The sequence below is a fragment of the Mycobacterium shunyiense genome (assembly GCF_058270075.1).
In genome coordinates this window covers 258746-283925 of sequence record NZ_JBZDPU010000005.1, presented here as the reverse complement: position 1 = coordinate 283925, position 25180 = coordinate 258746, and the positions used below count along the sequence as shown (strand labels likewise).

General features: G+C 64.1%; 20 protein-coding genes. 3 read left to right on the top strand and 17 right to left on the bottom strand.

The annotated features are described in order from the left end of the window. Nucleotides 1-4: 4 nt before the first annotated feature. Complete coding sequence (locus tag AC4ELH_RS03795; protein ID WP_064887252.1) at nucleotides 5-844, bottom strand: TylF/MycF/NovP-related O-methyltransferase; 840 nt, start codon at nucleotides 842-844, stop codon at nucleotides 5-7. 216 nt (nucleotides 845-1060) lie between these two features. After that, nucleotides 1061-1969: a class I SAM-dependent methyltransferase gene (locus AC4ELH_RS03790; RefSeq protein ID WP_082963460.1), complete on the bottom strand. Its 909-nt coding sequence runs from the start codon at nucleotides 1967-1969 to the stop codon at nucleotides 1061-1063. A 278-nt stretch (nucleotides 1970-2247) separates the two neighbouring features. On the opposite strand from AC4ELH_RS03790, the gene AC4ELH_RS03785 reads away from it, so the two are divergent. Then, nucleotides 2248-3036, top strand: a complete 789-nt coding sequence (locus tag AC4ELH_RS03785) for a GAP family protein (protein ID WP_498883269.1) — start codon at nucleotides 2248-2250, stop codon at nucleotides 3034-3036. 43 nt (nucleotides 3037-3079) lie between these two features. Here AC4ELH_RS03785 and AC4ELH_RS03780 read toward each other — a convergent pair whose 3' ends face one another. Together AC4ELH_RS03780 and AC4ELH_RS03775 are read right to left on the bottom strand one after the other, a co-directional pair. Continuing rightward, complete coding sequence (locus AC4ELH_RS03780; protein WP_064887249.1) at nucleotides 3080-3868, bottom strand: class I SAM-dependent methyltransferase; 789 nt, start codon at nucleotides 3866-3868, stop codon at nucleotides 3080-3082. 96 nt (nucleotides 3869-3964) lie between these two features. After that, complete coding sequence (locus tag AC4ELH_RS03775; protein WP_498883268.1) at nucleotides 3965-5245, bottom strand: glycosyltransferase; 1281 nt, start codon at nucleotides 5243-5245, stop codon at nucleotides 3965-3967. Nucleotides 5246-5558: 313 nt separating this feature from the next. Between AC4ELH_RS03775 and AC4ELH_RS03770 the strand changes: the two genes are divergently transcribed. Further along, nucleotides 5559-6314, top strand: coding sequence for a GAP family protein (locus AC4ELH_RS03770; RefSeq protein WP_498883267.1), 756 nt, complete (start codon nucleotides 5559-5561; stop codon nucleotides 6312-6314). Nucleotides 6315-6336: 22 nt separating this feature from the next. Here the strand turns inward: AC4ELH_RS03770 and AC4ELH_RS03765 are convergent, their stop codons facing one another. The 9 genes from AC4ELH_RS03765 to AC4ELH_RS03725 form a co-directional block, all read right to left on the bottom strand. Further along, nucleotides 6337-7614 carry a glycosyltransferase gene (locus AC4ELH_RS03765; RefSeq protein WP_463806828.1) on the bottom strand — a complete coding sequence of 426 codons (1278 nt, stop codon included), beginning with the start codon at nucleotides 7612-7614 and terminating at the stop codon, nucleotides 6337-6339. A 110-nt stretch (nucleotides 7615-7724) separates the two neighbouring features. Further along, nucleotides 7725-9014 (bottom strand): hypothetical protein, encoded by a 1290-nt coding sequence (locus tag AC4ELH_RS03760; protein ID WP_498883329.1) that lies wholly within the window; start codon nucleotides 9012-9014, stop codon nucleotides 7725-7727. A gap of 194 nt (nucleotides 9015-9208) precedes the next feature. After that, the gene (locus AC4ELH_RS03755) at nucleotides 9209-10177 is read right to left on the bottom strand and encodes a sulfotransferase family protein (RefSeq protein WP_064887269.1); all 969 of its coding nucleotides are present in this window, start codon (nucleotides 10175-10177) and stop codon (nucleotides 9209-9211) included. A gap of 260 nt (nucleotides 10178-10437) precedes the next feature. After that, nucleotides 10438-10776: a hemophore-related protein gene (locus AC4ELH_RS03750; RefSeq protein WP_064887245.1), complete on the bottom strand. Its 339-nt coding sequence runs from the start codon at nucleotides 10774-10776 to the stop codon at nucleotides 10438-10440. A 99-nt stretch (nucleotides 10777-10875) separates the two neighbouring features. Further along, entirely contained in the window at nucleotides 10876-13743 is a 2868-nt protein-coding gene (locus AC4ELH_RS03745; protein ID WP_498883266.1) for an MMPL/RND family transporter, read from the bottom strand. 40 nt (nucleotides 13744-13783) lie between these two features. Beyond that, the gene (locus AC4ELH_RS03740; RefSeq protein WP_110777889.1) at nucleotides 13784-16693 is read right to left on the bottom strand and encodes an MMPL/RND family transporter; all 2910 of its coding nucleotides are present in this window, start codon (nucleotides 16691-16693) and stop codon (nucleotides 13784-13786) included. Beyond that, entirely contained in the window at nucleotides 16690-17100 is a 411-nt protein-coding gene (locus AC4ELH_RS03735; RefSeq protein ID WP_082448958.1) for an MmpS family transport accessory protein, read from the bottom strand. The genes AC4ELH_RS03740 and AC4ELH_RS03735 overlap by 4 nt, the downstream gene beginning before the upstream one ends. A gap of 493 nt (nucleotides 17101-17593) precedes the next feature. After that, complete coding sequence (locus AC4ELH_RS03730) at nucleotides 17594-18379, bottom strand: hypothetical protein (RefSeq protein ID WP_448447295.1); 786 nt, start codon at nucleotides 18377-18379, stop codon at nucleotides 17594-17596. 9 nt (nucleotides 18380-18388) lie between these two features. Beyond that, nucleotides 18389-19441 (bottom strand): hypothetical protein, encoded by a 1053-nt coding sequence (locus AC4ELH_RS03725; RefSeq protein ID WP_448447293.1) that lies wholly within the window; start codon nucleotides 19439-19441, stop codon nucleotides 18389-18391. A gap of 223 nt (nucleotides 19442-19664) precedes the next feature. Between AC4ELH_RS03725 and AC4ELH_RS03720 the strand changes: the two genes are divergently transcribed. Next, nucleotides 19665-20951, top strand: coding sequence for an adenylate/guanylate cyclase domain-containing protein (locus AC4ELH_RS03720; RefSeq protein WP_174554246.1), 1287 nt, complete (start codon nucleotides 19665-19667; stop codon nucleotides 20949-20951). Here AC4ELH_RS03720 and AC4ELH_RS03715 read toward each other — a convergent pair. From AC4ELH_RS03715 to macS, 4 genes are read right to left on the bottom strand one after another with little or no spacing between them, the layout of a single operon-like run. Further along, nucleotides 20948-21433 carry a Dps family protein gene (locus tag AC4ELH_RS03715; protein WP_064887242.1) on the bottom strand — a complete coding sequence of 162 codons (486 nt, stop codon included), beginning with the start codon at nucleotides 21431-21433 and terminating at the stop codon, nucleotides 20948-20950. The two genes, AC4ELH_RS03720 and AC4ELH_RS03715, sit on opposite strands and share 4 nt — an antisense overlap. Before the next feature lie 59 nt (nucleotides 21434-21492). Continuing rightward, nucleotides 21493-23274, bottom strand: a complete 1782-nt coding sequence (locus tag AC4ELH_RS03710) for a DUF2339 domain-containing protein (RefSeq protein WP_448447290.1) — start codon at nucleotides 23272-23274, stop codon at nucleotides 21493-21495. Between the two features lie 43 nt (nucleotides 23275-23317). Further along, a complete protein-coding gene (locus AC4ELH_RS03705; protein WP_064887240.1) occupies nucleotides 23318-23971 on the bottom strand; it encodes a response regulator in 654 nt (217 codons plus the stop codon). Then, nucleotides 23971-25125 carry a MacS family sensor histidine kinase gene (macS, locus tag AC4ELH_RS03700; protein ID WP_064887239.1) on the bottom strand — a complete coding sequence of 385 codons (1155 nt, stop codon included), beginning with the start codon at nucleotides 25123-25125 and terminating at the stop codon, nucleotides 23971-23973. The genes AC4ELH_RS03705 and macS overlap by 1 nt, the downstream gene beginning before the upstream one ends. Nucleotides 25126-25180 lie beyond the last annotated feature (55 nt).

The following is a 25180-nucleotide window of genomic DNA, read 5'->3' as shown; positions in this document are numbered from 1 at the left end:
TTCGCTATTTACGCCAGAGCACAGCAGTCCCGTCGATATCTACGATCTCGGCGGTGATCCCGTGCTCCGCACGGTAGTCGGTGACGGCTTGCCGACATGGCTCGAGATCGTGATAGTCGTCGATGATGCAGAAGCCCTGTGGGGACAGCCGCGGGTAGAGCGCGTCGAGTGCCTGGATCGTGGATTCGTACAGATCGCCGTCGATCCGCAGCACCGCAATGCGATCGATCGGCGCGTCTTTAAGGGTGTCCTTGAACCAACCGGGCAGGAAGCGGACCTGGTCGTCCATCAGTCCGTAGCGCTCGAAGTTCGCCCTGACCTCAGTTTCTGGCACGCCCAGTATGCCGGCCAGGCTCTGCGTCCTGAGCCCCTTGTCGGCGATGTAGTTGTCGGGGTCGGCAGGTGGCAGGCCCTGGAACGAGTCCGCCACCCAGACGCTTCGTGTCTGATCCCCATAGGCGGCCAGTACGGCACGCATCAGGATGCAGGCCCCGCCCCGCCACACACCACATTCGATCAGGTCGCCGGGGATGTCCTCCGCGAGTACAGTCTCGACACACTGCTGAAGACTGGTCAGTCGTTGCATTCCGATCATCGTCTCGGCCTCCGCCGGCCAATCGATGCCCAAGTCCCGCTTGTGCCGGACGAGGGTGCTGCGATTCTCGTTCGGAGTCGCGCGGGCAAGTCGATGCGCCCCACCGCGAACCATCATGCGATTGAGGGTCTTGAAGTAGAGCCGTCGCCTCAGCGTCCACTCGGCGGGCATTCGTTCCGGCATCCCGTACCTCGTGAGGTTGCCTCGGATCAGATCGAGGTACAGCGATCGAACATCGTGGTCGGTCACGTGAAATTGGGCCCCCAGCTCGTATTCCAGTAAGTTCGAGTGACTCTAGCCTCGAACCGGCGCTAGCCGGATCGGTTTGCTGATTGAGTATGGGGAAATTGACCCGCACGATGGCACGACGACGAAAGCGCAGCGGGCCAACCGGTGCCCGAATCGCAAGATCGACTGTGAGAGAGAAGATTTCCGGTGGCCGGCCGCTCCCACTGGTCCGATACCTCAGATTGCCTGTAGGACGAATCCCGTCTGGTCGCCCCGTCCCTGTCGGTTGAGCAATTGTGCGCGTTTTTCCCACGCCCAGAGCTGCTTGGGTCCGAACATCCGCAGTATCTTCGGATCGGTCACCGGGACATCACGCCGATAGGCTTCACTGCCGAGAAACTGGCCCAAATTCGAGTCATCGAACGTCCGAACCACTCGCATTCCAGCCCGTTCGGCCGCCACCGCCATTCCCTGCCGCGAGGGTATGACCATGTGCCGCGGTGCATCGGCCTGCACCCAATCGGCCCGGTAGGTGCTCCACGCTTCCGACGAAGTCGTGGGCACACGAGCCAGGCACATGCCTCCGGCGGCGAGCTTGCCGTACGCCACCTTGAGGGTCTCGACCGGGTCGGGAACGTGTTCGAGCGAATGATTGAACATGATGAGGTCGAATTTGCCGTCGACATCGCGCAGATCTGCCTTCATCAGCGGCACACCTTCAGCAGATCGGCCATCGGCCTCGATGAACGGGTCCGCGCCGACCAAGTTGTTGAATCCAATTCTGGTCAGACGGTCCAGCAGTCCCCCGGTGCCACAACCGACGTCCAGAATGCGCGAGTCGTGGTCCACGGCCAATTGAGCGAGCATCCTGACGACGTCGCCGCCGAGGAGCACACGGAAGAGCCCTTCGGTCAGACGCGCCTTCATGAATGCACCGACGATCGGATTGCCGCCGCGCAGCTTGTACTCGTCATGCTGTGTGACCAGCCATCGAAACGCGCCCGGTTGCGCTGACGCGCTGTGCGAGTAGTAGTTCGAGGGGTAGTGACGCATGAGGTCTTCGCCCTCAAGCTCCTTGTCGATCTGCAAGGTATCGCACGCAGCGCAGCAGAAATATTCAAATTGTTCCCGAGTACCGAACATCATCTCGCGAACGTCAATCGCCGGATGGGGGCCAGTGGATCCGCATAACCGGCAATCTCTGGTTATCGCGGACACTCGGCCATCCTCAGAGAACTCCACGCCACCGCGAGAGCATAACGTCCATAGTCTGCCGCCGGGCCGAAACCGACATGCCGGCAGGCCTGTGCATGAGCCAAGTTAGCGCTGGCAAACCGACTTTGGCGTGCCGGGAATGCATCATCAAGGACACCGTCGGTGCGAAACGAGCGGGCCGGCAGGAGCAACCGGGTAGTGTTTCGACCGTGTGGGGATCGGTGCTGGCGCTAGGAATTTTGGTTGGCCTCGATCCCATGCGCATCGGGATCACCCTTCTCGTGATCTCCCGGCCGCGACCCGTGCAGAACCTGCTGATGTTCGGTGCCGGCTGCATGGCTGCATGCATTCCTACGCTGATCGTTCCGCTGACGCTGCTGCACGCGACGCCGATGTTCAAGTCGACCGCGGAATCCTGGGCCAAGAGTTCGACCGGCGGTTACATCCAGATCGGCATGGGTGCGGTCGCGCTGACGACTGCCACAGTGCTGACGGTGCACTTCTGGGTGCGTCAGCGGGCGAAGCTACCGGCTACGGATGGTGGCGCGTCGACGATGGTCCTCGACGCCGACACCTCGACGCCGGTCTCACGACTCCTCGCCCGCGCGAAAGAAGAACCGGAAGGCGGCACATCCCTTTTCCGGCGCCTGCTGCGGCGCGGCCACGATGCCTGGGAAAGCGGAGCCCTGTGGGTCTCGTTCGTGATCGGCTTCTCATTTGCCGGGGCCCCACCCGACGTGGCTCTGTTCCTACTCGCGATCGTCGTCGTCTCCGGAGCGGCGGTCGGCACGCAGATCACCGCCGCGATCGCATTCATCGTCGGCATGCTGGCCGTTGTCGAGATCGTCCTCGTCAGCTATCTGGCCGCTCCCACGAAAACCGAAGCCGTCCTGCAACGGCTGCATGACTGGGCGTGGGCTCACCATCGAAAAATCTTGGTGGCCATGTGCATATTGGCCGGCGTCATGCTGATTGCCAAGGGTTTGAACACCATCTGAGCTGGGCACGACCCGACGGACTACGAGAGTTCGATCGACTCCGCTAGCCACCGTGCCGGGACCGGCTGGCCACCGCCACCGTCGGACCCAGGCCTCGTCGAGTCCGGAATTCGACGGTGATCGACGGGTCAGCGTGCCGGCCCAGCGCACGCAACGCCGCCGGACTGTAGGCGCGCAGGGAGCTGATGAATCCGTCGTGTTGCAGCGGCGAAACCTTTACCAGCGGCAGCACCACCGCCAACAGAAGAACGTGCAAAGGCGCCGGCGGCCTGGGGAGATCGACTATCAGCAGCTTCTTCGCCGCCCTGGTGCCCGCCGCAAACACCTGGACGGCGAGTTCGGGAGTCAGATGATGCAACGACAACGCAAACACCGCCAGGTCGTAATAGCCGTCCGGCGCGTCGATTTCGGTGGCATCCATCTCCCGGACAACGGCGCGAGGGTGACTGCCGAGATCTCCGGCGGCCATGCCCGCCACAAACGTCGGCTCGAGGTCGGTGACCGTCAGCTGCGCGGTGGGATGCATCTCCAACAGCTTGCGCGACAGCCCGCCGAGTCCCGCACCGAGTTCCAAGATCTTCGGCGCAGGCACGTCGGCCACCTCGCGAAGCACCATCCGGGCGCACTTCTCGTGGATACCGATCCGCCGCCGCCCCCCGGCACGGTCCAGAGAATCCATGACCTTGCGTTTCAGATCATCGACGTCGTCGCGATCCAGGTACTCCAGCCGGTCGGTCTGCAATCGCCGATCCAGCCAGGACGCGTCCGGCCCGCCCCGGGGCATGTTCGCGATGTCGGAGGTTCTGCTTTCCACCCAGACATCATGGGTCATCGCGGTCGTGATCCGACCAGAAGTCGTAAAGTCACCGCGATTGCGGCGTGCCAAAAGGGCTTTCACCGTGCGATGTCGTTGTGCCCGTCGGGACGATCAGCCGGCACGCTTGAGGCGACCGAGCTTTTCCAACAGGTCGGCGGTGGTCGCCACGCTTTCTGCGGGTTTGGTCATGCGAGTGGCGACCTCGCGGGCGCGAGCCGAACACTCCGGCTCGAGGACGGTACGCAGGTCCGCCACCAACGTCTTCTGGGTAGTGGCCGAAAGACGCCGAGCGGTACCCACTTTCAGTCGCTTGATCCGCGCCCCCCACAGCGTCTGATCCAGGTCCGTCGAAAGGATCAAGGTGGGAGCCCCGGCCCGCAGCCCAGCGGCAGTGGTGCCCGCGCCGCCGTGGTGCACGACGGCACGGCAAGCAGGAAAGGCAGCGGCATAGTTCATGGTGCTGACCACCTTGACGTGATCGGAATGGGGGACGTCGCTGAAGTCACTCGCGCCGGCGCACACCAACGCCCGCTCGCCCAACTCGACACATGCGGCACTGATCATGGCCAGCGTCTCGGCGCCGGAGTCCACCGGCATGCTGCCGAAACCGAAGCAGATCGGCGGGGTTCCCGCGGCGATCCAGTCGGCGACCTCGTCGTCGGTGTCGGTCGGCAACTCCATCGTCAACGCACCGACGAAGGGGCGCTGCCCATTCCATTCCGCCCATTCCTCCGCCAGCCCGGGGAAGAAGATCTCGTCGTAGGCCTGGAGCTCCAATGAGCCGCGTGCGGCAACTCTCCACGCAGAGGGACCAGTTGCCTTGGCCAAGCCAAGTTCGCGCCGCTGCGGGTCCTCCAGCCTTTTCATCATGGGCCAGCTCAGCCACTCCGACGCCTTCATCATTGTGCGAGCCAACGGAGCCGGTAGCGCCGGGACCAGCTGCCCGTTGGGCCGCATCGGGAACACATGCAACATCGCCAGCGGAATTCCGCAACCTTCCGCGACGTTGCCGGCAGCCTCCTCGCCGATCACGCCGGTAAAGAGCACATCCGCCCCGTCCACCAAAGACGTCAGCGTCTTGCTGACGTCCTGCCAGTACTGGTCGAAGAGATGCCATTCCTCGCGCAGCAAACCGGCCAGATCCCGGACCCGCCAGAAGTTCCTCCAGAACTTGCGCAAGAAGCGTGCCCAGAAATCCCGGTTCAGGTCTTGCCACACCCGCACGTCCGGTCCGCATGCAATGGCCTCCGGTCCGGCCGCCATCACGAACTCGACCAGATCGGGCGAGACGGCCATGCGCACTTCGTGACCGCGCCGCACCAGTTCACGACCGACCGCAACTCCAGGCTCTACATCACCACGCGTCCCATAGAAAGCCAGCACAAATTTCATCGCGGAGCCTCTAGCCTTTCAGTTGTCGAGCCTGTGAGCTGCCCGAAGACATCGGTCATTATCCCCATCCCCTGTCAGTTCTGTTCCAAAACGGAGCAGCTGAATCCGGAAGAGACTACGGAAGATTCGACCGATGCCCGCACGCAACCGCAGCGCGTCGGCGCCGCCGGTCCGTGCCAGAGCACGGCTTCCGTCGGAACCGCCCACGTACGGGCCGAGGTCACGTGGACCAAGATCGACCAGGTTGCCAAAGGCCCAAAAAATAATTAACTAGCAGGTAATGTTCCCCGCCGTGTGGGGCTCATTACTCGGGATGGCGATTCTGATGGCGTTCAATCCCGCGCTTCTCGCCCTCATCCTTCTCGTGATCTCGCGTCCACGGCCGGTGCATAACCTGCTCGTGTGCTGGATCGGCTGCCTCACAACGAATATTCCCGCCCTGTTGGTGCCAGTGGTGTTGCTGCACCGCGCGCCGATGTTCAGCCCTCAGACACCGGCCGCCAGCGCCGCAGCCCGGCACATCCAACTCGGGATGGGCGTCCTGGTGTTATCGGTCGCGCTGCTGATCGCAGTTCGTTACTGGGTGCGTCAGCGAGCGCAGGTGCCGACACCGGCCGGCAATGCACCAAGCGAGGTTCCGGAATCCGAGGGGACGGGCCAGATCTCGTCGCCGTTCGCCGGTGTGGGGGAAGCGACAGAAGGCGACTCCGCCATTCGCCGCCTGTTCCGCCGACTTCAACGAGCCTGGGACAGCGGCGCCCTGTGGGTCGCGTTGGTGTGCGGTCTGGGGTTCATACCAGGGTTTCCGCTGGTCCTCTTTGTGGCGACCACCGTCGTGTCCTCCGGGGCGTCGACGGGCACACAGATCATCGCCGTCATCCTGTTCGTCGTCGCGATGTTCGCCGTTTTCGAGGTCGCCGTCATCAGCCACCTGATCGCCCCGGCACGAACCCAGGCTGTCCTGCAACCGGTCCACGACTGGGCGCTGGCCAACCGACGCCAGGTGATGATAGGCATCTTCGTGATGATTGGATTGCTGCAGGTAGTGCGGGGATTGGACATCATCTGAGCGGGAAGCTCAGATGCTCAGCTCATCCAGAACGCCCTGACCGCGCGAACCGCTCCAGGTGATCGGCGGTGTCGGCGACGCTGTCGTCCGGTGTGGTCATCTGGGTAGCGATCTCGCGGGCACGGGCAACGTACTGCGGATCGAGAATCGTGCGCAGGTCTGAAGCGAGCCGCTCGCTGCTGGCCGCCGAGATGCGCCGTCCGAAACCAACTTTCAGCTGTTCGACGCGAGATGCCCACAATGCTTGGTCGAGCGCCGTCCAGTAGACGAGCATAGGTACCCCGGCGCGCAGGCCTGCGGACATCGTGCCCATACCGCCGTGGTGCACCAACGCGCGGCACGCAGGGAACACGGACGCGAAGTTCATCGTGTCCACGACCTTGACCTGGTCGGAATCGGGTACCTGGCTGAAGTCACTCGAACCGGCGCACACCAAGGCCCGCTCCCCCAGCTCCGCGCAGGCCTTCTCGATCATCATCAACGTGTCAGCGGGAGACTTGACCGGTGTGCTGCCAAAGCTGAAGAAAATCGGCGGTGTTCCCGCCGCAACCCAGGCAGCGATCTCGTCATCGCCGTCTGTGGTCAGCTCCATCGTCAGGGCACCGACAAAGGGCCTTTGGTCGGTCCATTGCGCCCACTCGGCAGCCAGCCCGGGAAAACACACCTCGTCGTAGGCCTGTATCTCCAAGGATCCGCGTTCGGTGATCCGTCGCGGCGATGACCCCGTGGCCTTCGGCAGACCCAGCTGGCGCCGCTGCGCGTCGTCGAATTTCTTGACCCCACGCCAATTCGCCCACTGGTACACCTTCAGAGCGGAACGCCCCAACGCGGGGGGCAGGAACGACAACATCCGGCCATTGGGCCGTACCGGCGAGACGTGCACCGTGGCCATCGGGATGCCGTAGTACTCAGCGACGTTGACCGCCGGCGGTTCGAAATTCAGAAATGTGATGAGTAGATCCGCCCCGTCGGCCAACGACGTCAACGTCGTCGTGATGTCCTCCCAGAACCGGACAACGGACTCCCCGATCTCGCGCATCTCGCGCATCAGTTTCATCAGTTCCGGGATCTTCCAGAAGTTGCCGAAGAACCGGACCCAGAAGTCGCGGTGCGCGTCCGCCCATACCGCCGTGTCCGGACCGTAAGGGACCGTCTCAAGCCCGGCCGCCTCGGAGAAGGCAACCAGGTCGGGCGGGACAGCCAAACGCACGTCATGTCCGCGGCGCTGCAGCTCGCAACCGACCGCGACGCAGGGCTCCACATCACCGCGGGTGCCATAGCTTGCCAGCACGAGCTTCATCGCGCGTCTCTCGACATGAACTCTCCAGTTGGGACCTGTTGGCGAACAACGGTGTGGCAGATGATCTTCGGGATTGAACGTTCTAGGCTACCTACCGCACAGCTGGTACGTCAGTGGATCTCGCCGACAAGATCAAAATCAGCCAGCGTGCGTGCTGCCAGCTCCCGCAGGGCGAATGTGGAGTTCTCCGCGCCAGGTTGGTAGGCCCCGACGCTGATGAAGATCTTGCCGCTCAGGCGTCCAGAGAGGATGACCAATCGGCCGCCGGTCCGCTCGAGGAGCTGTCGCGATTCTTGTTGCCCCGTCGTTCGCGCATTCGCGAACTCGGCCACGGTGCCGTCGGCCTCGCTGATGAACGAGCTGAGATCGCCCAGGTAAGAACAGAACACCGCTTGGTCCGGATCCGCAGGCACTCTGGAGACCATCTGTTTGAGCATCCGCTTCGGCATGAACGAGGGCAGCCACAGGAGCTGCTTGGACTCCTCTGAGGTCTCTTTCAACGTCGCCAGCGTCTGTTTGACGGCCGCACGGACTTCGCGCAGATCCGTCGCGACAGGGGCGGGGTCGATCGTGACGCGCGCGTACGACAGTGCCATCGCTCGGGTGTCGTCCTCTGTGCGGTCGCTGATCGGGATCTGGAGGGTGACGGCACCGTCCTTGTCGCGCGTGCGGCCGATGTGCTCACCGAACTTCGCGGCAAACGCCGCGGCCAGCGTGTGACTCGCTCCGCCGAGCGCTTCGGCGCGCGCGTCCCACTCACCGAGGTCGACGTAGATCGTCAGAGCCGGTACGAGCACGACCTCATCGGTGCCGACTGCATTGACCGCCGGGACAGACTGCGGTGCCGATGAAGGATTGTCCTCGGACTTGGCCCGAGCCTGCTCTCTGGCAGATTTCACCGCCGTGACGAGCGCCCGGGCGGCCTTGGGTACGTCGCGCGCGGTTTCTCGGGCATCCTGGGCCAACGCGCGCAGTCGAGTACGCGACCGTGGCGGCGGATACCCGAGATCGCGGGTTTTACCCAGTGTCCCTTCGACTATCACGAGCGCAAGGCCGAGCCCATCGATCAGATTGTGCGAGAGCACCAGACTGACCGCGGTCGAGCCGTCGTCGAGGCGTACGACACCGATGTGCCAGCCGGGGCCCGTCTCCGCATCGACCGGAAGCTGCGACCGTTCGTCGACCCAGGAACTGAAATCGGCACGCGGACGGGTCGACTCAGCGATGTCGACATCTGACGGACCCCGGTCCACAACCCATCGGTGCCGGGCGACCGGCAGCGCCGGGCGCTCGATGCGACGCCCCAACAAACCCTGGCCGAGATTATGGTGAAAACGTCGCAGCCCATCGAGATCGACGGCACGGTCGTACAGCCAGGTGACCTGGATGACCACCTTCATGCCGGCAGCGCGATGCTCCGCCAACGATGCCTCGTCGGCCAACGCGAGCCGATTATCTAGTTGCACACGTTCTTTGGGTACTTGGCGCGGTCTCAGAGATTCCCGTACACGACTTGTTCGTCCCGACACTAACTAGCCTCTTTCATCATCGGCATGCGGCTGCGTGACCGCAACGACGCCCGGTTACAGACGGGTCAGGCCCAGGTCCCACGGCGCCGGTTGGCCAGTGCAACGGCCTCGTAGCGAAACTTCAGGAGGGACGGCCGGACGAATCGATTGAGCTTGTTCAACCGGACGGAATTCTCGAACACCGACCGGAAACCCTGTTCGCTCGCCCGGTACGCCGCATACACGCGATCCAACTCGACCTGGTCCACGGGCTCGTCGCGTGCGGCCGCGCTCAGCGCGTCGTAAACCGAGGAAATCCAGTCTGTGCCGAAAGTTTCCGTCACAGGGCCGGTCTGCCGCTGGCGGTGGAGATCCGGGGTGAGGAACTCCTCGATCGCGTCCTCATCCCGGTTGTCCAGATCGATGCCGAGAGCCAACGAGATCCGTTTGACTTCACGACGCCAATCCTCGAGCAGGTTGGCGTACTCGACGAACACGCGCGGTAGCTCGCGGGTATCTCTCTCGGCCAGCAGGTTGAACTTCAGCCACAGTGCACTGCCGAGCTCCGGCGATGTCAGGAAGTCCGCGGCACCTGATGCGATGACTTCCTGCGGAGGACGCACCATGTTCACAACAGCGATGTCGAAGCCGGCCTGCCGTGCCGCTTCGAACCACAAGCTGGACAGCAGCGTTATCTGCAGATCCTTGATGAGTACGACAGGCGCGGCCGGCAAGGTGGCGAGAAACTGTCCGATCTTGTTGATACAGAAAGCCTTCTGGTCTGCATCGAGCCCCCCGTCCTCTTGCAGGCGTAGTGACGGGTCGAATACGGCGCTGCCGTAGCGACGCAAGATCGTGTTGTTGAGATGGAGCGACGCCCGCGGCTCCCAGTAGCCACGCGGGTTGCGCGGATCTGCACCCGACAGCCCCGCCGGGAGCGTGGCACCGCACAGCGAGAGGACCCGGGTGACCGCAGAGGTTCCGGAACGAGGCACACCCAAAACGAACAATGCGACCGGCCGGGCCGTCGAACCGCTGTCACTGGCGGGGGTCACGAGCACGACTCCTCGAACGACGTTGCGGGCAGCTCACGCGCGGAGCAGATGGAGGGAGATCCTGCGGCGCGTTGCGCAGCGGTGTATCGGCTCTGACTCATGACGGCAGAGTATTAGGAAATGCGTTGCTATCGGGGCGAATTGCCATAGGCCACACAATCTGTTGGCAATCGGTCACCGATCTCGCCGAAGGGTTCGACCGTGGGCCCGACGGACCCGCCGTAGACGAACGAAACGACCACGGCGGCACCGACTTCAGATCAGAAGTTGTTGCAGGTGTTGAAGGCTTGTTCGATGGTGCCGAGGTACGGCTGGAACATCGGAGCGTTCGCCACATCCTGCGCTGTCTTGGCCCGCTTGGCCGGCGCGTCGGCGATGAACTCACGCAAGCCACGCTGCAGTATCGGCGATTGATCGAATGCCATCCGGACTTGCGGATCCTGCGCATCGAGCGCCGACACCAACTGCGGGTACGTGCACGTCGTGTTGATGGCCGAATCCAGGTTCGGCCCCGCGGACGCGATCCCGGCCCCGGCGGTCAACGACAGAGCCAGGCCGCCGAGCCCGACGGCCAGTCTGGTCAACGACAGACGGAACATATTCAAACTTCCTCCCTACCATTGCTCCCGACCATTCCGACTGTAATCGGCCTGGGCGGATCTCACCCATGCTTTGCCCAGCTCGACCACAGCGTGAAATCAGGCCTCCTGCTTGACCAGTCGGTCAGCAGGCGCCGTGACCGGGCCCAGAACCGCACTGGAGGGCCGCTGACGGACCCGCAGTGGCCACCAGAACCAGCGCCCGAGCAGGGCTGCGATTGCCGGTGTCATGAATGCACGTACCACCAGGGTGTCGAACAACAAACCCAGACCGATGGTCGAACCCACCTGCCCGATGATGCGCAGATCACTGACCACCATCGACAACATCGTGAACGCGAACACCAGGCCCGCGGTCGTCACCACCTTGCCGGTGCCGCCCATGGCTCGGATGATGCCCGTGTTGATCCCGGCGCCGACCTCCTCTTTCATGCGCGACACCAACAGCAGGTTGTAGTCGGAACCCACCGCCAACAGGACGATCACCGACATCGCCAAGACGAGCCAGTGCAGTTCGATGCCGAGAATGTGCTGCCAGACCAGTACCGAAAGCCCGAACGCCGCACCGAGCGAAAGCGCCACCGTACCGACGATGACCAGTGCGGCGACGAAACTCCGCGTCACCACCAGCATGATGCCGAAGATCAGGCAGAGCGCCGCGACACCCGCGATCAAGAGGTCGAATTTCGACCCGTCTCGCAGATCTTTGTATGTCGCAGCGGTTCCGGCGAGGTGGATGGAAGCGTTCTGCAGCGGCGTCACCTTGATCGCCTCTTCCGCTGCCGTCCGCACAGCATCAACCCGCGAGATGCCCTCAGGAGTTCCGGGATCACCCCGGTGCGTGAGGATCAGCCGGACGGCCTTCCCGTCGGGCGAGAAGAACAGGCTCATCGCCCGTTGGAAGTCCTTGTTCTCGAACACTTCCGGGGGCAGATAAAACGAGTCGTCGTTCTGGGCGCCGTCGTAGATCTTGCCCATCGCGCTGGCATTCGACGTCGTCTCATCCATGATCGCGATCATTCCGGACATGGTGCTGTGCATTGTCAGCATCATGGCTCGCATTGACTTCATGATCTCGATCATCGGCGGCAATTGAGTGACAAGCTGCGCCTGTAATCCGTCGACTTTCACCAAGTTGTCGAGAAGTTTGTGCATCTGAAGGCTGAGCTGGTCGGTGCTGTCAAGCGCGTCGAACACCGATCGAATGGCGAAGCAAATGGGAATGTCGTAGCAGTGGCCTTCCCAATACAGGTAATTGCGAAGCGGCCGGAAGAAGTCGTCGAAATTTGAAACGGTGGCCATCAGATCGTCAGTAAGTTCGGCAGTCTCCCCGGTCACCTCGACCGTGTTGTGGGTGATCGAGCCGATCAACTTCATCAGATTGTGAGTGCCCTCCATCTGAGTGATCATTCTCTGCATGTCGTCCGCCTGCTTCAACATGCCATTCATGCGATCTTTCGCGAACGGCACGATCTGTCGGAGGCCGGCGCTCTGCAGGCTGATCTGAAACGGTATCGACGTGCGCTCGATCGGGCTGCCCTCTGGCCGGGTGATGCTCTGCACCGTGGCAATCCCGGGGACCGCGAAGATCTTCTTGGCCAGCTTGTGCAGAACCAAGAAATCTGTCGGGTTGCGCATATCGTGGTCGGCTTCGAGCATCAGGATGTCTGGCGTCATCCGCGATTCGGGGAAATGACGCTCGGCGGCCGCATATCCGACATTGGCCGGGATGTCCTGGGGCACATACAGCCGGTCGTCGTAGCTGGTCTGATAGCCAGGCAGGGCGAGAAGACCGACAAACGCCACCGCGCAAGCCCCGGCAAGAATCGGCACCGGCCATCGGACCACCGCCGTGCCGACTCCCCGCCACCGGCGGACCATGAGCTTCCGCTTCGGTTCGAACAGCCCGAACCGGCCGCCGACGGCGATGACGGCCGGAACCAGCGTGACGGCCACCGCGACGGCAACCGCCATTCCTATGGCGGACGGAATGCCCATCGTCTCGAAGTACGGCAGCCGGGTGAAGCTCAGACAGTAAATGGCTCCGGCAATCGTCAGACCTGAGGCCACAACCACTTTCGCAACGCTGCGATAGGTGGTGTAGAACGCGGTTTCGCGGTCTTCGCCGGCTTGACGTGCCTCGTGATATCGCCCGATGAAGAAGATTCCGTAATCGGTGCCGACCGCGATTCCGAGCGATACCAGGAGATTCACCGCGAATGTCGACAGCCCCAGAACCTGGTGGTCGCCGAGGAATGCGACGACTCCCCGCGCCGCCTGCACCTGGATCCCGACCATGGCCAGAAGGAGAACAACGGTGATGACCGAGCGGTACACGAAAAGCAGCATCGTGCAGATCACCACCAGCGTCACCAGCGTGATCTTCATGATCGACGTATCACCGGCGTGGTTCATGTCGGTGATCAACGGGGAAGGACCCGTGACGTAGGCCTTCACGCCCGGCGGCGGGGCCGTCCCCGCCACGATGTCCCGGACCGCTTCCACAGATTCGTTGGCCAGGGCCTGGCCCTGGTTACCCGCGAGATTCAGCTGGACGTAGACACTCAGATCATCGGCACTCTCGACACCTGATGCGGTGAGTGAGTCCCCCCAGTAATCCTGAACGTGCTGCACATGTTTCGTATCGGCTCGCAGCTGGCGAACCAAGTCGTCGTAGTACCGGTGCGCATCCTCACCGAGGGGTTTGTCTCCCTCCAGGACGATCATCGCGACGCTGTCGGAATCGGATTCGCCGAACACCTGCCCCATGCGCTGCATCGCCTGAAACGACGGCGCATCTTTGGGGACCAGCGATACAGAGCTTTCCCGCCCGACTTGTTCCAATGACGGAACAGCGAAGGTGACGACGGCGATGATCGCCAGCCAGCCGAGAATGATCGGCACCGACAGCCGATAGATCACTCGTGCGATCAACGGCGGCCGGTCGCTTGTGTGCCTACTGCTCATGCGGCTTTCACCGCACAGAAGGAAGACGCATTCATGGCTGTCAGCGCTCTTCTCTCTGCAGGATCGACCGCACAAGCTGGCCCCGGCCCGACGGGCGTCCTGTTGCACTGAGCGGCCGTGGATGCACCCGTTGCGGCCACCAGAACCACCGCCCCAGCAGCGCGGCGATCGCCGGCGTCATGAACGCGCGTACCACCAAGGTGTCGAACAACAGCCCGACGCCGATGGTGGCACCCAACTGCCCGATCGTGACCAGGTCACTGACGACCATCACCAACATCGTGAACGCGAACACCAGGCCGGCAGCCGTCACCACCTTGCCGCTGCCGCCCATTGCCCGGATGATGCCGGTGTTGATCCCGGCGCCGATCTCCTCTTTCATCCGGGACACCAGCAGCAGGTTGTAATCGGAACCCACCGCCAACAGAACGATCACGGACATCGCCAGCACCACCCAGTTCAAAGGCATACCGAGGATGTGCTGCCAGATGAGCACGGAAAGCCCGAAGGCCGCGCCCAGTGAAAGCGCCACCGTGCCGACGATGACAAGTGCGGCGACGAAACTCCGCGTCACCACGAGCATGATGCCGAAAATGAGGCAGAGTGCGGCAACAGCCGCGATCAGCAGATCGTATTTGGACGCTTCGACCAGATCTTTCACTGACGCTGCGGTGCCTGTGAGATAGATCGAGGCATTTTGCAGCGGCGTGCCCTTGAGCGCTTCTTCGGCCGCGGTTTCGATCGGGTCGACCAGCGACATGCCCTCAGTCGTTGCCGGGTCGCCTCGCTGGGTGATGAGCATGCGGGCCGCTTTCCCGTCCGGTGACAGGAAGATGTCCATGACGCGCTGGAAGTCCTTGTTCTCGAAGACTTCCGGAGGCAGATAGAAAGAGTCGTCGTTCTGGGCAGCGTCGAATGCCTTGCCCATCGCGGTGGCGTTGTCGTTCGACGTCGCCATTTGATCCATGATCCCGGACATGGTGCTGTGCATCGTCAGCATCATGGTTCGGGTGGATTCCATGGTCGAGATCATCACCGGAAACTGAGCGGCCAACTGCGGCAGAATCGCGTCGAGTTGATCAAGGTTGTTCACCAGGCTGACCATCTTGACGGTGATTTGGTCAATCCCGTCGAGCGTGTCGAAAACACCTCTGATCGACGAACATATGGGAATCGTGTAGCAGTGCGGTTCCCAGTAGAAGTAGTTCCGGATCGGTCGGAAGAAATCGTCGAAGTTCGCAACGTGATCGCGCAGTTGATTGGTCACAGTTTGCAGCTCGTGGGTATCCGCGACCATCTGATGCGTGGTGCTGACCATCTCCTCCGTCAGAGCTTGCATGCGCTTGACGATGGCGATCGTTTTCGTCATGTCGTCGGCCTGCACCAAAAGGTCTTCCATTCGATCCTTCTGGAACGGCATCAAATGGGTTTGAGACGCATTGCTCATGCTGAGCATGAACGGAATCGTCGAGTGTTTGAGTGGCTCGCCGGCGGGACGGGTCGGCGCCTGGACCATGGCGACTCCGGGCACGGATTGCACACCCTTGGCCAGTTTGTTCAAGACCAGAAAGTCGATCGGATTCCGCATGTCGTGGTCGGCCTCGACCAACAGAATGTCGGGCGCCATCATCAATGACTGGGGAAAATGTCGCGTCGCCGCCGCATAACCCACGTTGGCGGGGATGTCCTGCGGGATGTAATTCTGGTCGTTGTAGCTCGGTTTGTACGCGGGAAGCGCCAGCAGACCGATGAGCGAGACCGCGCACGTCGCGATGAGAATGGGCCCGGGCCACCGGACGACCGCAGTGCCCACCTTGCGCCACCGACGGGTGGTGAGCTTCCGCTTCGGTTCGAACAGCCCGAAGCGGCTACCCACGGCGATGACTGCGGGGACGAGTGTGACGGCCACCAACACGGCGGCAGCCATGCCCACAGCCGTGGGAACGCCGAGAGTCTGATAGACCGGCAGACGGGTGAAATGCAGGCAGAGAATCGCCCCGGCGATCGTCATGCCGGAACCGACGACCACCTTCGCGACGCTGCTGAACGTCGTATAGAACGCCGCCTCTTTGTCCTCGCCGGCCTGGCGCGCCTCCTGGTAGCGCCCCGTGAAGAAGATGCCGTAGTCGGTTCCCGCCGCGATCGCGAGCGCCACAAGGAGATTGACGACAAACGTCGTGATACCGATGACGCCGAGACTGCCGAGAAACGCCACAACCCCTCGGGCCACCGTCAATTCGATGCCGACAACGATCAGCATGAGAATGACGGAGATGATCGACCGATAGACGAGCAGCAACATCACGAAGATGACCGTGAGGCTCAACGAGGTGACCAGCCCCACCGTCCGGTTGCCGGCCGGACCCAGATCGGCGGCAAATGCCGCCGGCCCCGTGACATAGGTCTTGACTCCCTGCGGCGCCGGTATCCGGTCCACGATCGCGCGCATCGCCTCGACGGACTTGACCGCCGAGATGTCCTGGTTGCTGGTGAGAGTCACCTGTACGTACGTGGCCTTGCCGTCGACACTCTGCGCAGCGCCCTGGGTCATCGGGTCGCCCCAGAAGTCCTGGACGTGCACCACATGCGTGGTGTCGGCCTTCAACTGACGAACCAATTCGTCGTAATAGCTGTGCGCAGCGTCGCCGAGGGGTTGATCGCCCTCCAGGACGATCATCGCGACAGCGCCCGAACCGGCTTCGCCGAACAGCTGCCCCATGCGCTGCATAGCCTCGAACGACGGTGCAGCGATGGGATCCATCGCTACCGCGTGCTCTTTCTCCACCTGCTCGAGCGACGGCACGGCGACGCTCAGGATGACGGTGATCGCCAACCATCCCAGGATGATCGGCACCGACAGCACGCGGACCATCCGTGCGACGAACGGCGGGCGCTTGCTTATCGGCAACGGCTCCGTGATGGGTTCGCTGGGGTCGTTGGCTGTACTCATGCGGCCTTCAGCTGACAGAAGGTGAAGGCACTCACGCCAGTCCGGACCTTCTCGTCCTTCACCTCGTCGCCGACGAGGATGCGGCATCCGATCGAGTCAGTATTGCCTTGAGCGGAGATGTTTCCCATCGCCGTCGCGTCGGAGATCGGGAAGTCCATCGACCATGGCAGCGGCGCATCCCTGATGAGTTTCGGCTCGGCATCGGCGTCGAAATAGCTGATGGTCGCCAACGTCCCAGGAGGGCCGAATACCTCGTAAACCAGGTGCTTGGGGTCGTGGGGCCGCTTCTCCTCGCGCTCGGCGCTGGTGTACGCGGGACGGCTCTGGCTGCCGAAGACGCCATGCAATCGCGACACGGTAAATCCGCCTGCGACCCCCACCACCACCAGCACCAGCGGAATCCACAGCCGCTTCAGGATCCTGAAAATCGCGAGTTCCTCCGACTGTCTTCCGTGCCGGCACCCTGCGGGTGCTCAAACATGCATTTGCAGATCGGATGCGAACGATCGAGCCTCGGATGCGGTGGCATCCCAGGCCTGACCCTGCACGAAGCTCCCGCAAACGTGCGGCGCCCCTCGATGAGCGCAACCGATCCCGAAGAGTAAACCATGCCGGTGCGTCAATATGGCGCAAACGGGTCAGATAGCCGGAATCGGTTCAACGCCTTGACAATCACCCGTGAAGCCACGCCGGTGGCACACCAACCGGCACCGCCGATCAATACCACTTCCGGGCACTGCCGACCCGCTCCCCCAACTAGGAACTAGCTATGAATCCGGCCAGAATGGACCACGAAATATGCCATTGCTGCAGGACAGTCGACGCAAACTGTCTGGCGGCGATGAATCCATAGAAGCACACGTCTGGAACCCACTCACGACCGACAGCCGCCGACGACCCTCAGCTCACCTGAACGGCCGGCGCAACGTCGCGGATGGCCTGACGGATGGTGCGGGGCCGGGGCACCGCACCTGCGGGGTACACCACCCTGATGTGCAATCGCGGGTTGCTGGTGCGGATTGTCCACACGTGGCTGTACACCACGCCGCGGGCATCGCGGGACGAATAGCTGACGGCCGTGACGCTGTCCCATGGCCGGAAACCCGGGTCGTCATCGGAAGGCGTCGCATAGCCGATCCCTTCGGGCGACAGCCAGAGGTGGGTGCGCCCGTAGGACCGGATGATTCGCGCGGGTATCGCCACGGCCATCGAAACCATCCCCACCAACGCCATCGCTGCGACCACAGTCACCCCGACGGCCGCCAACCCCGTCGTGTCGGACCGGTCGAGACCGCCGTGCTGTATCGCTCTCCGAACGAAACCAGCCACGCCCGAGGCCGTCAGCGCAAGGACAACGGCGGCCAAAGCGGCGAAGAGCCAGAACACCAGACCGAGCGGATGACCAACCTCCAGCATGGTGTCGGACGGCGCATCCGGCGGTTCACGCCGCGGTTCACCGCGTGACGCGCAGCGGAAGGCGACGGCCCCGAATCCCGCCGCCATCAACAGGACACCCGCCAGCGCGGCCCAAGGTGAGCCCGACAGTTCTCCGCGGGCCCAACCAACCACTACGAGTAGTCCCCCGACGACGGAGGCGACGGCTGCGGCAGTGAACAGCCAGACCAGTGGACCGATCCGGTACACCACCGCAGCAGAATGTCTGCGGTCATGCGCGCCGCGTGTCACGCGATGCCGCTACGGCAGGAAACGAGCGATCTGGGGTGACGGAAGTGTCTGCGCCGCGCGTGCCTGCCGGACTCCCACCGCTCCCCCGGCGGCCGTCATCAACAGCATGCCGGCGAGTCCGGGCAGCACCGCGAACAGCAGATCACTGGTGCTGGCCGTACGCAGATAATCGGCGTATCCGAGCCGGAAGGATTCGGGCACCGCAGGCACCGAAAGCGGCTGTGCCACTGGTGGTTCGGACCGCGGAACCGGAATGGCCGGCGCGCTCGGGCCTGCCGCCGGCACCCCTGCCGGCGGGGCCGCGGGCGCCGGGACCGCGATGACGGGAACGGGAGGGGCCACCACCGGAGCCGGAGCGACCGGGGCGGCGGGTGCAGCGATCGCCGGAGCCGGCGCGGCGGGAAGCTTGGGCGGGGTCGATCGGATGACGATCGTGCGACTGCTCGGAGCCGTCGGCACCGGCGCGAGGCCCGGGGCCCGGCCGAGGTTGCCATTGGTCGGCGCCCCCGCGGCTCCGCCTCCTCCGCCACCGCCCGACACGACAGCTGAAGGGGCCTGACTCGTGCCGCCTGTGACGGCCGCGGTGGGTGCCTGGGCGGTCCCACCCGACAGGACCGCCGACGGCGCCTGTCCGGTCGTGTCGACGCGGGCCGACTGCGGCGATTCGGCGAATGTTCCCGAGCGGGCCGCCGTCGCCGGAGCCTCACCGGCGCCCACTGTCGTGGCCCCGGTCTTGGTGGTCGCGGAGCTGGTGGCCCCGGTCCTGGTGGCCCCTGTCTTGGTGGTCCCGGTCTTGGTGGTCCCGACCTTTGACTCGGGCTTGGAGCCGCTGGAAGCCCGCGGCCCGCCGAGACTGCCACCGGAATTCTTGACTCCGCCGCCACGCTGCGGACCCAACTTGGCCGCCGCGGGACCGGACTTCTTGTTCTTCTTCTTGTGGTCGAAGAGGTCGTGGATGTCGATCCCGAACAGATGCGCCGAAGCCACACCGGTGCCGGTCATGCCAGGTCCGACCACCATGGCGCCACACGCGATCGCACAGCCGGCAGCGGTGTTACGCACCCATGACCGATCCACCTCGAGATCCCCCCCAAAAGAGATCGGCGGCACGACGGCCGCGCGCACTGGAACAAGTTCCCATTGTGACATACCGGCATTTCGTCGGATTTGCTGGACAACGATTCGAAATAGCGGCCGCGTCAATGTCGGCCAATCCGGTGGTCTGCGGCGATACCCTTTGTCCGTGGTGGTCAGCGAGTTCCGCCGATCGGTGTGCATACCTGAGATGGCGTTGAGCAACCGCGTTCCGGCCCGCACTCGGCACTACGCGGAGAGCGTGTCGAGCCGACTGCGGGTGTTGACGATTGCGACGTGGATCGCGGCCGCGGTATCCGGTGGATTCGGCGTATTTCAACTGATCCTCGGCGGGCCGATGTGGCGGTTCGGGTTCGTCAACCTCGGATCCGCCGCGTTGTTCCTGCTAGTGCCGCTGTTGTACCGGTTCGGTGAACTGATCGCACCGCTCGCGTTCTTCCTGTTCGCCTACGTGTCGGTGTCGACTATGTGCTTTGCCGTCGGGACCGGTTCAGGACTGCAGTTCTACTTCGTGGTGGCCGCCTCACTGGCGGTCCTGGTGCTGGGAATCGAGCGCATCGTCCTGGCGGGGGTGCTGACGGCACTGGCGGTCGCCGCCGCGATCGTGCTCGAGGTCCTGGCCCCCAAAGACCGCGGGCTGGGGCCCCCGTGGGCAATGACGGCGGGCTTCGTCCTTTCAGCGGTCTCAGCCGGAGTAATGGTGTTTGCCACAGTCTGGATGTCGTTACGCGAGATCGCCCGGGCCGAACAGGCGATGGAAGACGAATATCAACGATCCGAGCAACTGCTGGCCAATATCCTGCCGGCCACCATCGCCCAGCGACTCAAGGAGCCTTCACGCACGATCATCGCCGACAAGTACGACGACGCCTCGATCCTGTTCGCCGACATCGCCGGCTACACCGAGCGGGCCAGTGACCTCACCCCCACCGATCTGGTGCGCTTCCTGGACGTCCTGTACACCGACCTCGATGCACTGGTGGACCGCCATGGTCTGGAGAAGGTGAAGACCAGCGGTGATTCGTACATGGTGGTGGCAGGCGTGCCCAAGCCGCGCACCGATCACATCGAAGCACTCGCCTGTTTGGCGCTCGATCTGGCCGACGCCGTAGCCGACCTCAAGGACCCCCAGGGACGCGCGGTGCCGTTGCGGATCGGCCTGGCCGCCGGACCCGTGGTGGCCGGGGTGGTCGGGGCACGCAAGTTCTTCTACGACGTCTGGGGCGACGCGGTCAACGTCGCATCACGAATGGAAACCACCGACGTGGCCGGCCGAATTCAGGTGCCGCAGAACGTTTATGACCGGATCAGCCACGCGTTCGTGCTCGAGGAGCGCGGTGACGTCGAGATCAAGGGCAAGGGCCTCATGCACACCTGGTATCTGGTCGGACGCCGCGACGACGAAGCGGCACGCGCCCGGCTGGAGGTCGCCGGTCCGATGCGTGCCGCCTCGGTCGAGCCGCCGGGCGATGGCTAAACCTTGCGGTTCTCCGACTTGATCAGCCATGCCAGCTTTTCCAGACCATCGATCAACTGGTGCAGGATGTCGGCGGTGGTCGGGTCGTGCGCGTCGACCTCGTCGTGCACCCCGCGCATCGTCTCCACGGTTGCATAGATCCGCGTGGTCACGAGGTCGACCACCTCAGCAGTGCTGCGCTCATAGGCGGGGAACTCCGGCAACGTGGTGCCGGCCACGACAGTGTCCGACCGACCGTCGGGCACGGCGTCCAGTGCACGCATCCGTTCTGCGACCGTATCGCTGCCTTCCCTGGCGAAATCGACGAGCTCGTCGAGCTGCAGATGTAGGTCCCGGAAGTTCGTGCCGACGACGTTCCAATGCGCCTGCTTGCCCTGGATGCCGAGCTCGATCAAGTCGACCAGCACCTGCTGCAGGTAGCCGCTGAGCTCGGGCGCGGCCTGGTATCCCTGGATATCGGATTCGATTCGACGTGTACTCATGCCAGTTACAACGGTCCATAATCTGGCATCACTCCAGATTAGTCGAGATGTGAGCACGTTCACACAGACTGCTGGTCGGCCGCCTGGTCCTGCTGATTGAGCAGGCGTGCATACCCCGCCCCCATTCCCAGCAGCGCCAACCCGACCACGATGAATACCGCCACCCGGAAGATTCCGGCCAGGGTCCCTAGGTCGAACAGGAACAGCTTGGTCATGGCCGCCGCGACGAGCGCCATGCCTCCGCCGATCGGCAGGGACCGCTGCGCCTTGGGGCGCCGCGCCGCATAGCCGAGCAGGCCGGCCGCGACCGCGATCCAGCAGATCGTCGCCACCATGTGACCGCCGAAGAAGCCCGCCTCGATGCCGCCGACTGCGACACCGGCCGTCACGGCGAACACCGTCAGCGCATATCCGGCCACGAGACCCGCCGCTGCCCACACCAGCCGGAGCAACTCCTGATCCGCGGCACCCTCGGACGACCACGCCCACGAGACCGCGGCCGCCGCCGCGATCGCCAGGACGCTGCCGATCAACACCGAAACCGTAAGCCCTGCAGACATTTTGGTGGCACTAACCAAGATGTCGGGCCCGGCGGAATCGAGATAGATCATGCCCCCGACCGCGGCCAACCCGAGGGCAATCGACCGCGCGACACCGGCGTGGCGCCCCGCGAGGGCGACCACCGTGGCCATCGCCAACAGCACCGGGCCTGCCACCGGTCCTTCGAAGGCCACCAGCACCGCAATCAGAGCAGCCGCAGCCGCGAGTACCGCCCAGATCTGGCGGACCACCACGACCACCCCCGGAATGCGGTCGCCGAAGGCCACGATCGCCACGAGGGCGGTTGCCAACGCCGCCGCCATGAGGGCCGCGATAACGCGGTCGACGCCGCCCGCCACGCACAGCACGGGAAGAACGCCGCACGCCGTCAGAACGGCCGTCGCCGACGGCTTGGTGGTCCACCGCAGCACCAGCAGCCCGCCCGCCAACGCCAGCACTGCAGCGAGCCCGCAGGCCGGCGCGAGCAGGACATCGGTCCGTCCATCGATTGCGGCGGCCGCGAGTGCCATCAACAACGGCAACGTGGCCGCGGCGACACGCGCGGCGTACAACCCGGTCCAGTCCCGGCGGAACTGCACCGGGAGTGCGGCAGCCGACAGAGCCAGCATGAATCCGATCAGCAGGTGGGTCACCCCGTCGGTGACGACGGGCGCCAGGGCGATCAGCGGCACCAGCACCAACAAGCCCAGCTGTTCGGAGTTCCACCGCCGTGCCAGCATCAGGCCGCCACCACCGACTGCGGCGGCAACCAGAAGACCGATCGGCGCCGCAACCCACTCATAGACCGTTGTCACCGCGATCACGTCGATGTACGCGGCGGCAACACCGGTCGCGGCCAACGCGATGGCCCCCACCCGGCCACCCGGCCGACGATGAAGCCACCATCCGGCGCCGACCAGTCCAGCGGCCAGAACGGCTCCTGCGGCCACCCGGAACTCCGGTCGCAGAAGACCGGCCTGCGCGGCCAGCACCAGCAGCAGCACCACACCGGTGAGCGTCACGGCCACTCCCGCTACCGCGAGCGCCTTGCCGATCCAGCCTTCGGAGCGCTCCGGGCCGAACGTGGGCTCAGACCTCGGCGGCGGCACCGGCACCGGAGCGGATGCGACGGGCCAAGCGATCGGCGCCGCGGCAGGGACCGGGGGCGGCACGGCCACCGGGACCTGATCCAGCCTTCGACTCAGCTCCCCCAGATCCGTCGACACCCGGTTCATGTACGCCGAGATCGCGGCCAGGTCAGACGACATCCGGGCGATCACGACCCGATGAGATTCGCTCATGCGGTCATGGTGGCAACAAATGCGGCCGCCCGGATGAGTAGGACTACGTGTCGAGGCCGTGTTCGATGGCGTAGCGGGCCAATTCGACGCGGTTGGCGACCTGCAACTTACGGAACGTCGCCTGGACGTGATTCTCCACCGTGCGGTGACTCAGGGACAGGCGCGTCGCAATCTGCTTGGCCGTCAATCCCTTTGCCACAAATCGCAGCACCTCGGTCTCCCGCTCGGTCAGGCTGGGCGTGGCCGGGCCGTCCTCCGGGCGTTGGGCGATACGCCGGTACTCACCGAGCACCAGTCCGGCCAACCCTGGGGTGAACACTGCGCGCCCCTCCGCGGTAGCCCGTACCGCCGCGGTCAGTTCGGCTTTCGACGCGCTCTTCACCAGATAACCGGTGGCCCCCGCTTTCACCGCCTCAAGAACGTCATCGCGCTCGTCCGAGGCGGAAAGTACCAGCACCCGCGACGACGGCGACACGGTGAGCACCTCCGCGGTGGCCGTGGCGCCACTGCCGTCGGAAAGGCTCATGTCCATCACCACCACGTCAGGCAGTACCACACCGGCCCGTCTCCGCGCCGAAGCCACCCCGTCGGCGGTGGCCACGACATCGAATCCCTCGTCGGCGAGGTCGCGTGCCACCGCGTCGCGCCAGATCGGGTGGTCATCGACGACCATCACCTTCAGTGCGGTCTCGGTCATCACTGTCCCTTCTCGACGGAGTCACGGCCCGAAGAGCGGGGCAGCGTGAGCTCCCATTCCGTGCCACATCCGGGTGCGGTGTTCAGCTGCGCCTGACCGCCCAGCCAATCCATGCGTCCCACAATCGATTTCGAGATACCGACATGACCTTCGCGGACTGCTTCGGCCAGTCGTCCGTCGCCGATACCGATCCCGTCGTCGCGAATACTCACCGTCACCGATTCGCCGAGATCCTCAAGCAGCACGAAAACCCGGGCGTCAGGTCCGGCGTGTGCGGCGGCGTTGTCCAAGGCATTGCCTGCGGCAGCGAACAATTCGTGCGCGGCATCGTGGTCCAGCAGCACGGGTTCGGCCGGCAGACTGACCGAAATTCGATCAGAGGCCCTGGACCGTAGAAGCGCGCCGATGTCGGTGACCCCGCCGGTGTGAACCTCCGGATCGGGTGCGCTGACCAACCTGCGCAACGCACGCTCCTGTTCCCCGGCCAGTTCGGCCAATTGAGCTGTCTCTCCACCGATTTCGCGACCCCGCCGCGAAACCAGCGCCAACACCTGAATGGCGCCGTCGTGCACCCGCCGTGACAACCGTTCCCGTTCCTCCAGCGAAGCCGCCAACCGCACCGCACGCTCCAACTCGGCATGAGCCCGGCGTGCGGTCTGCGCAGCCATCCCTACCGCAAGACCCACGGCGAGTTCGATGACGATGGTGGCGTTGCGCCCGAGATTGATACTGACGTAGCCCTTCAACGCAGCGGCGGCGGCCATCACCGCCAGCCCGGCTCCCATCCCTCCGACCGGGCCGAATTGCAGGGCCGCCGAAATGGTGGCGTTCGTCGCCCACAACGTGGTGGGCCAGGACTGGTTGTCCGCGATCCAGTGCTCGGACGCCACCAGTTCGGTCGAGAGCATGAGGGCAAGAACGACCACGACCTCCGCAATCACCCACGACGGACGACGGCCGAACCCCTGCAGGTAGGCAATCGCACACACAACGCTCCACACGATCAGCACCGCACACAGCCCGCCGGCCACCACCGGACTGGTCAGGTCATCGTTGATCGCGATCTGAAAACCCAGCGCGTACAGGCAACTCAGCAACCGGAAGATCTGGGCGGCACGCCACAACGGGGTGACCGGGTCCGGGCTGCGCTGCATTGGCTCAGCATAAAGTCGCCGACCGGCGCCGCGGAGCACCGATGTCGCGCGTCGG

Coding starts and splice junctions, on each gene's coding strand:
- AC4ELH_RS03790 (WP_082963460.1), bottom strand. CDS start 1,969: ATGATGTTCGGTACTCGGGAACAATTTGAATATTTCTGCTGCGCTGCG.
- AC4ELH_RS03780 (WP_064887249.1), bottom strand. CDS start 3,868: ATGACCCATGATGTCTGGGTGGAAAGCAGAACCTCCGACATCGCGAAC.
- AC4ELH_RS03775 (WP_498883268.1), bottom strand. CDS start 5,245: ATGAAATTTGTGCTGGCTTTCTATGGGACGCGTGGTGATGTAGAGCCT.
- AC4ELH_RS03770 (WP_498883267.1), top strand. CDS start 5,559: ATGGCGATTCTGATGGCGTTCAATCCCGCGCTTCTCGCCCTCATCCTT.
- AC4ELH_RS03765 (WP_463806828.1), bottom strand. CDS start 7,614: ATGAAGCTCGTGCTGGCAAGCTATGGCACCCGCGGTGATGTGGAGCCC.
- AC4ELH_RS03760 (WP_498883329.1), bottom strand. CDS start 9,014: ATGAAGGTGGTCATCCAGGTCACCTGGCTGTACGACCGTGCCGTCGAT.
- AC4ELH_RS03750 (WP_064887245.1), bottom strand. CDS start 10,776: ATGTTCCGTCTGTCGTTGACCAGACTGGCCGTCGGGCTCGGCGGCCTG.
- AC4ELH_RS03745 (WP_498883266.1), bottom strand. CDS start 13,743: ATGAGCAGTAGGCACACAAGCGACCGGCCGCCGTTGATCGCACGAGTG.
- AC4ELH_RS03740 (WP_110777889.1), bottom strand. CDS start 16,693: ATGAGTACAGCCAACGACCCCAGCGAACCCATCACGGAGCCGTTGCCG.
- AC4ELH_RS03720 (WP_174554246.1), top strand. CDS start 19,665: ATGGCGTTGAGCAACCGCGTTCCGGCCCGCACTCGGCACTACGCGGAG.
- AC4ELH_RS03715 (WP_064887242.1), bottom strand. CDS start 21,433: ATGAGTACACGTCGAATCGAATCCGATATCCAGGGATACCAGGCCGCG.
- AC4ELH_RS03710 (WP_448447290.1), bottom strand. CDS start 23,274: ATGAGCGAATCTCATCGGGTCGTGATCGCCCGGATGTCGTCTGACCTG.
- AC4ELH_RS03705 (WP_064887240.1), bottom strand. CDS start 23,971: ATGACCGAGACCGCACTGAAGGTGATGGTCGTCGATGACCACCCGATC.
- macS (WP_064887239.1), bottom strand. CDS start 25,125: ATGCAGCGCAGCCCGGACCCGGTCACCCCGTTGTGGCGTGCCGCCCAG.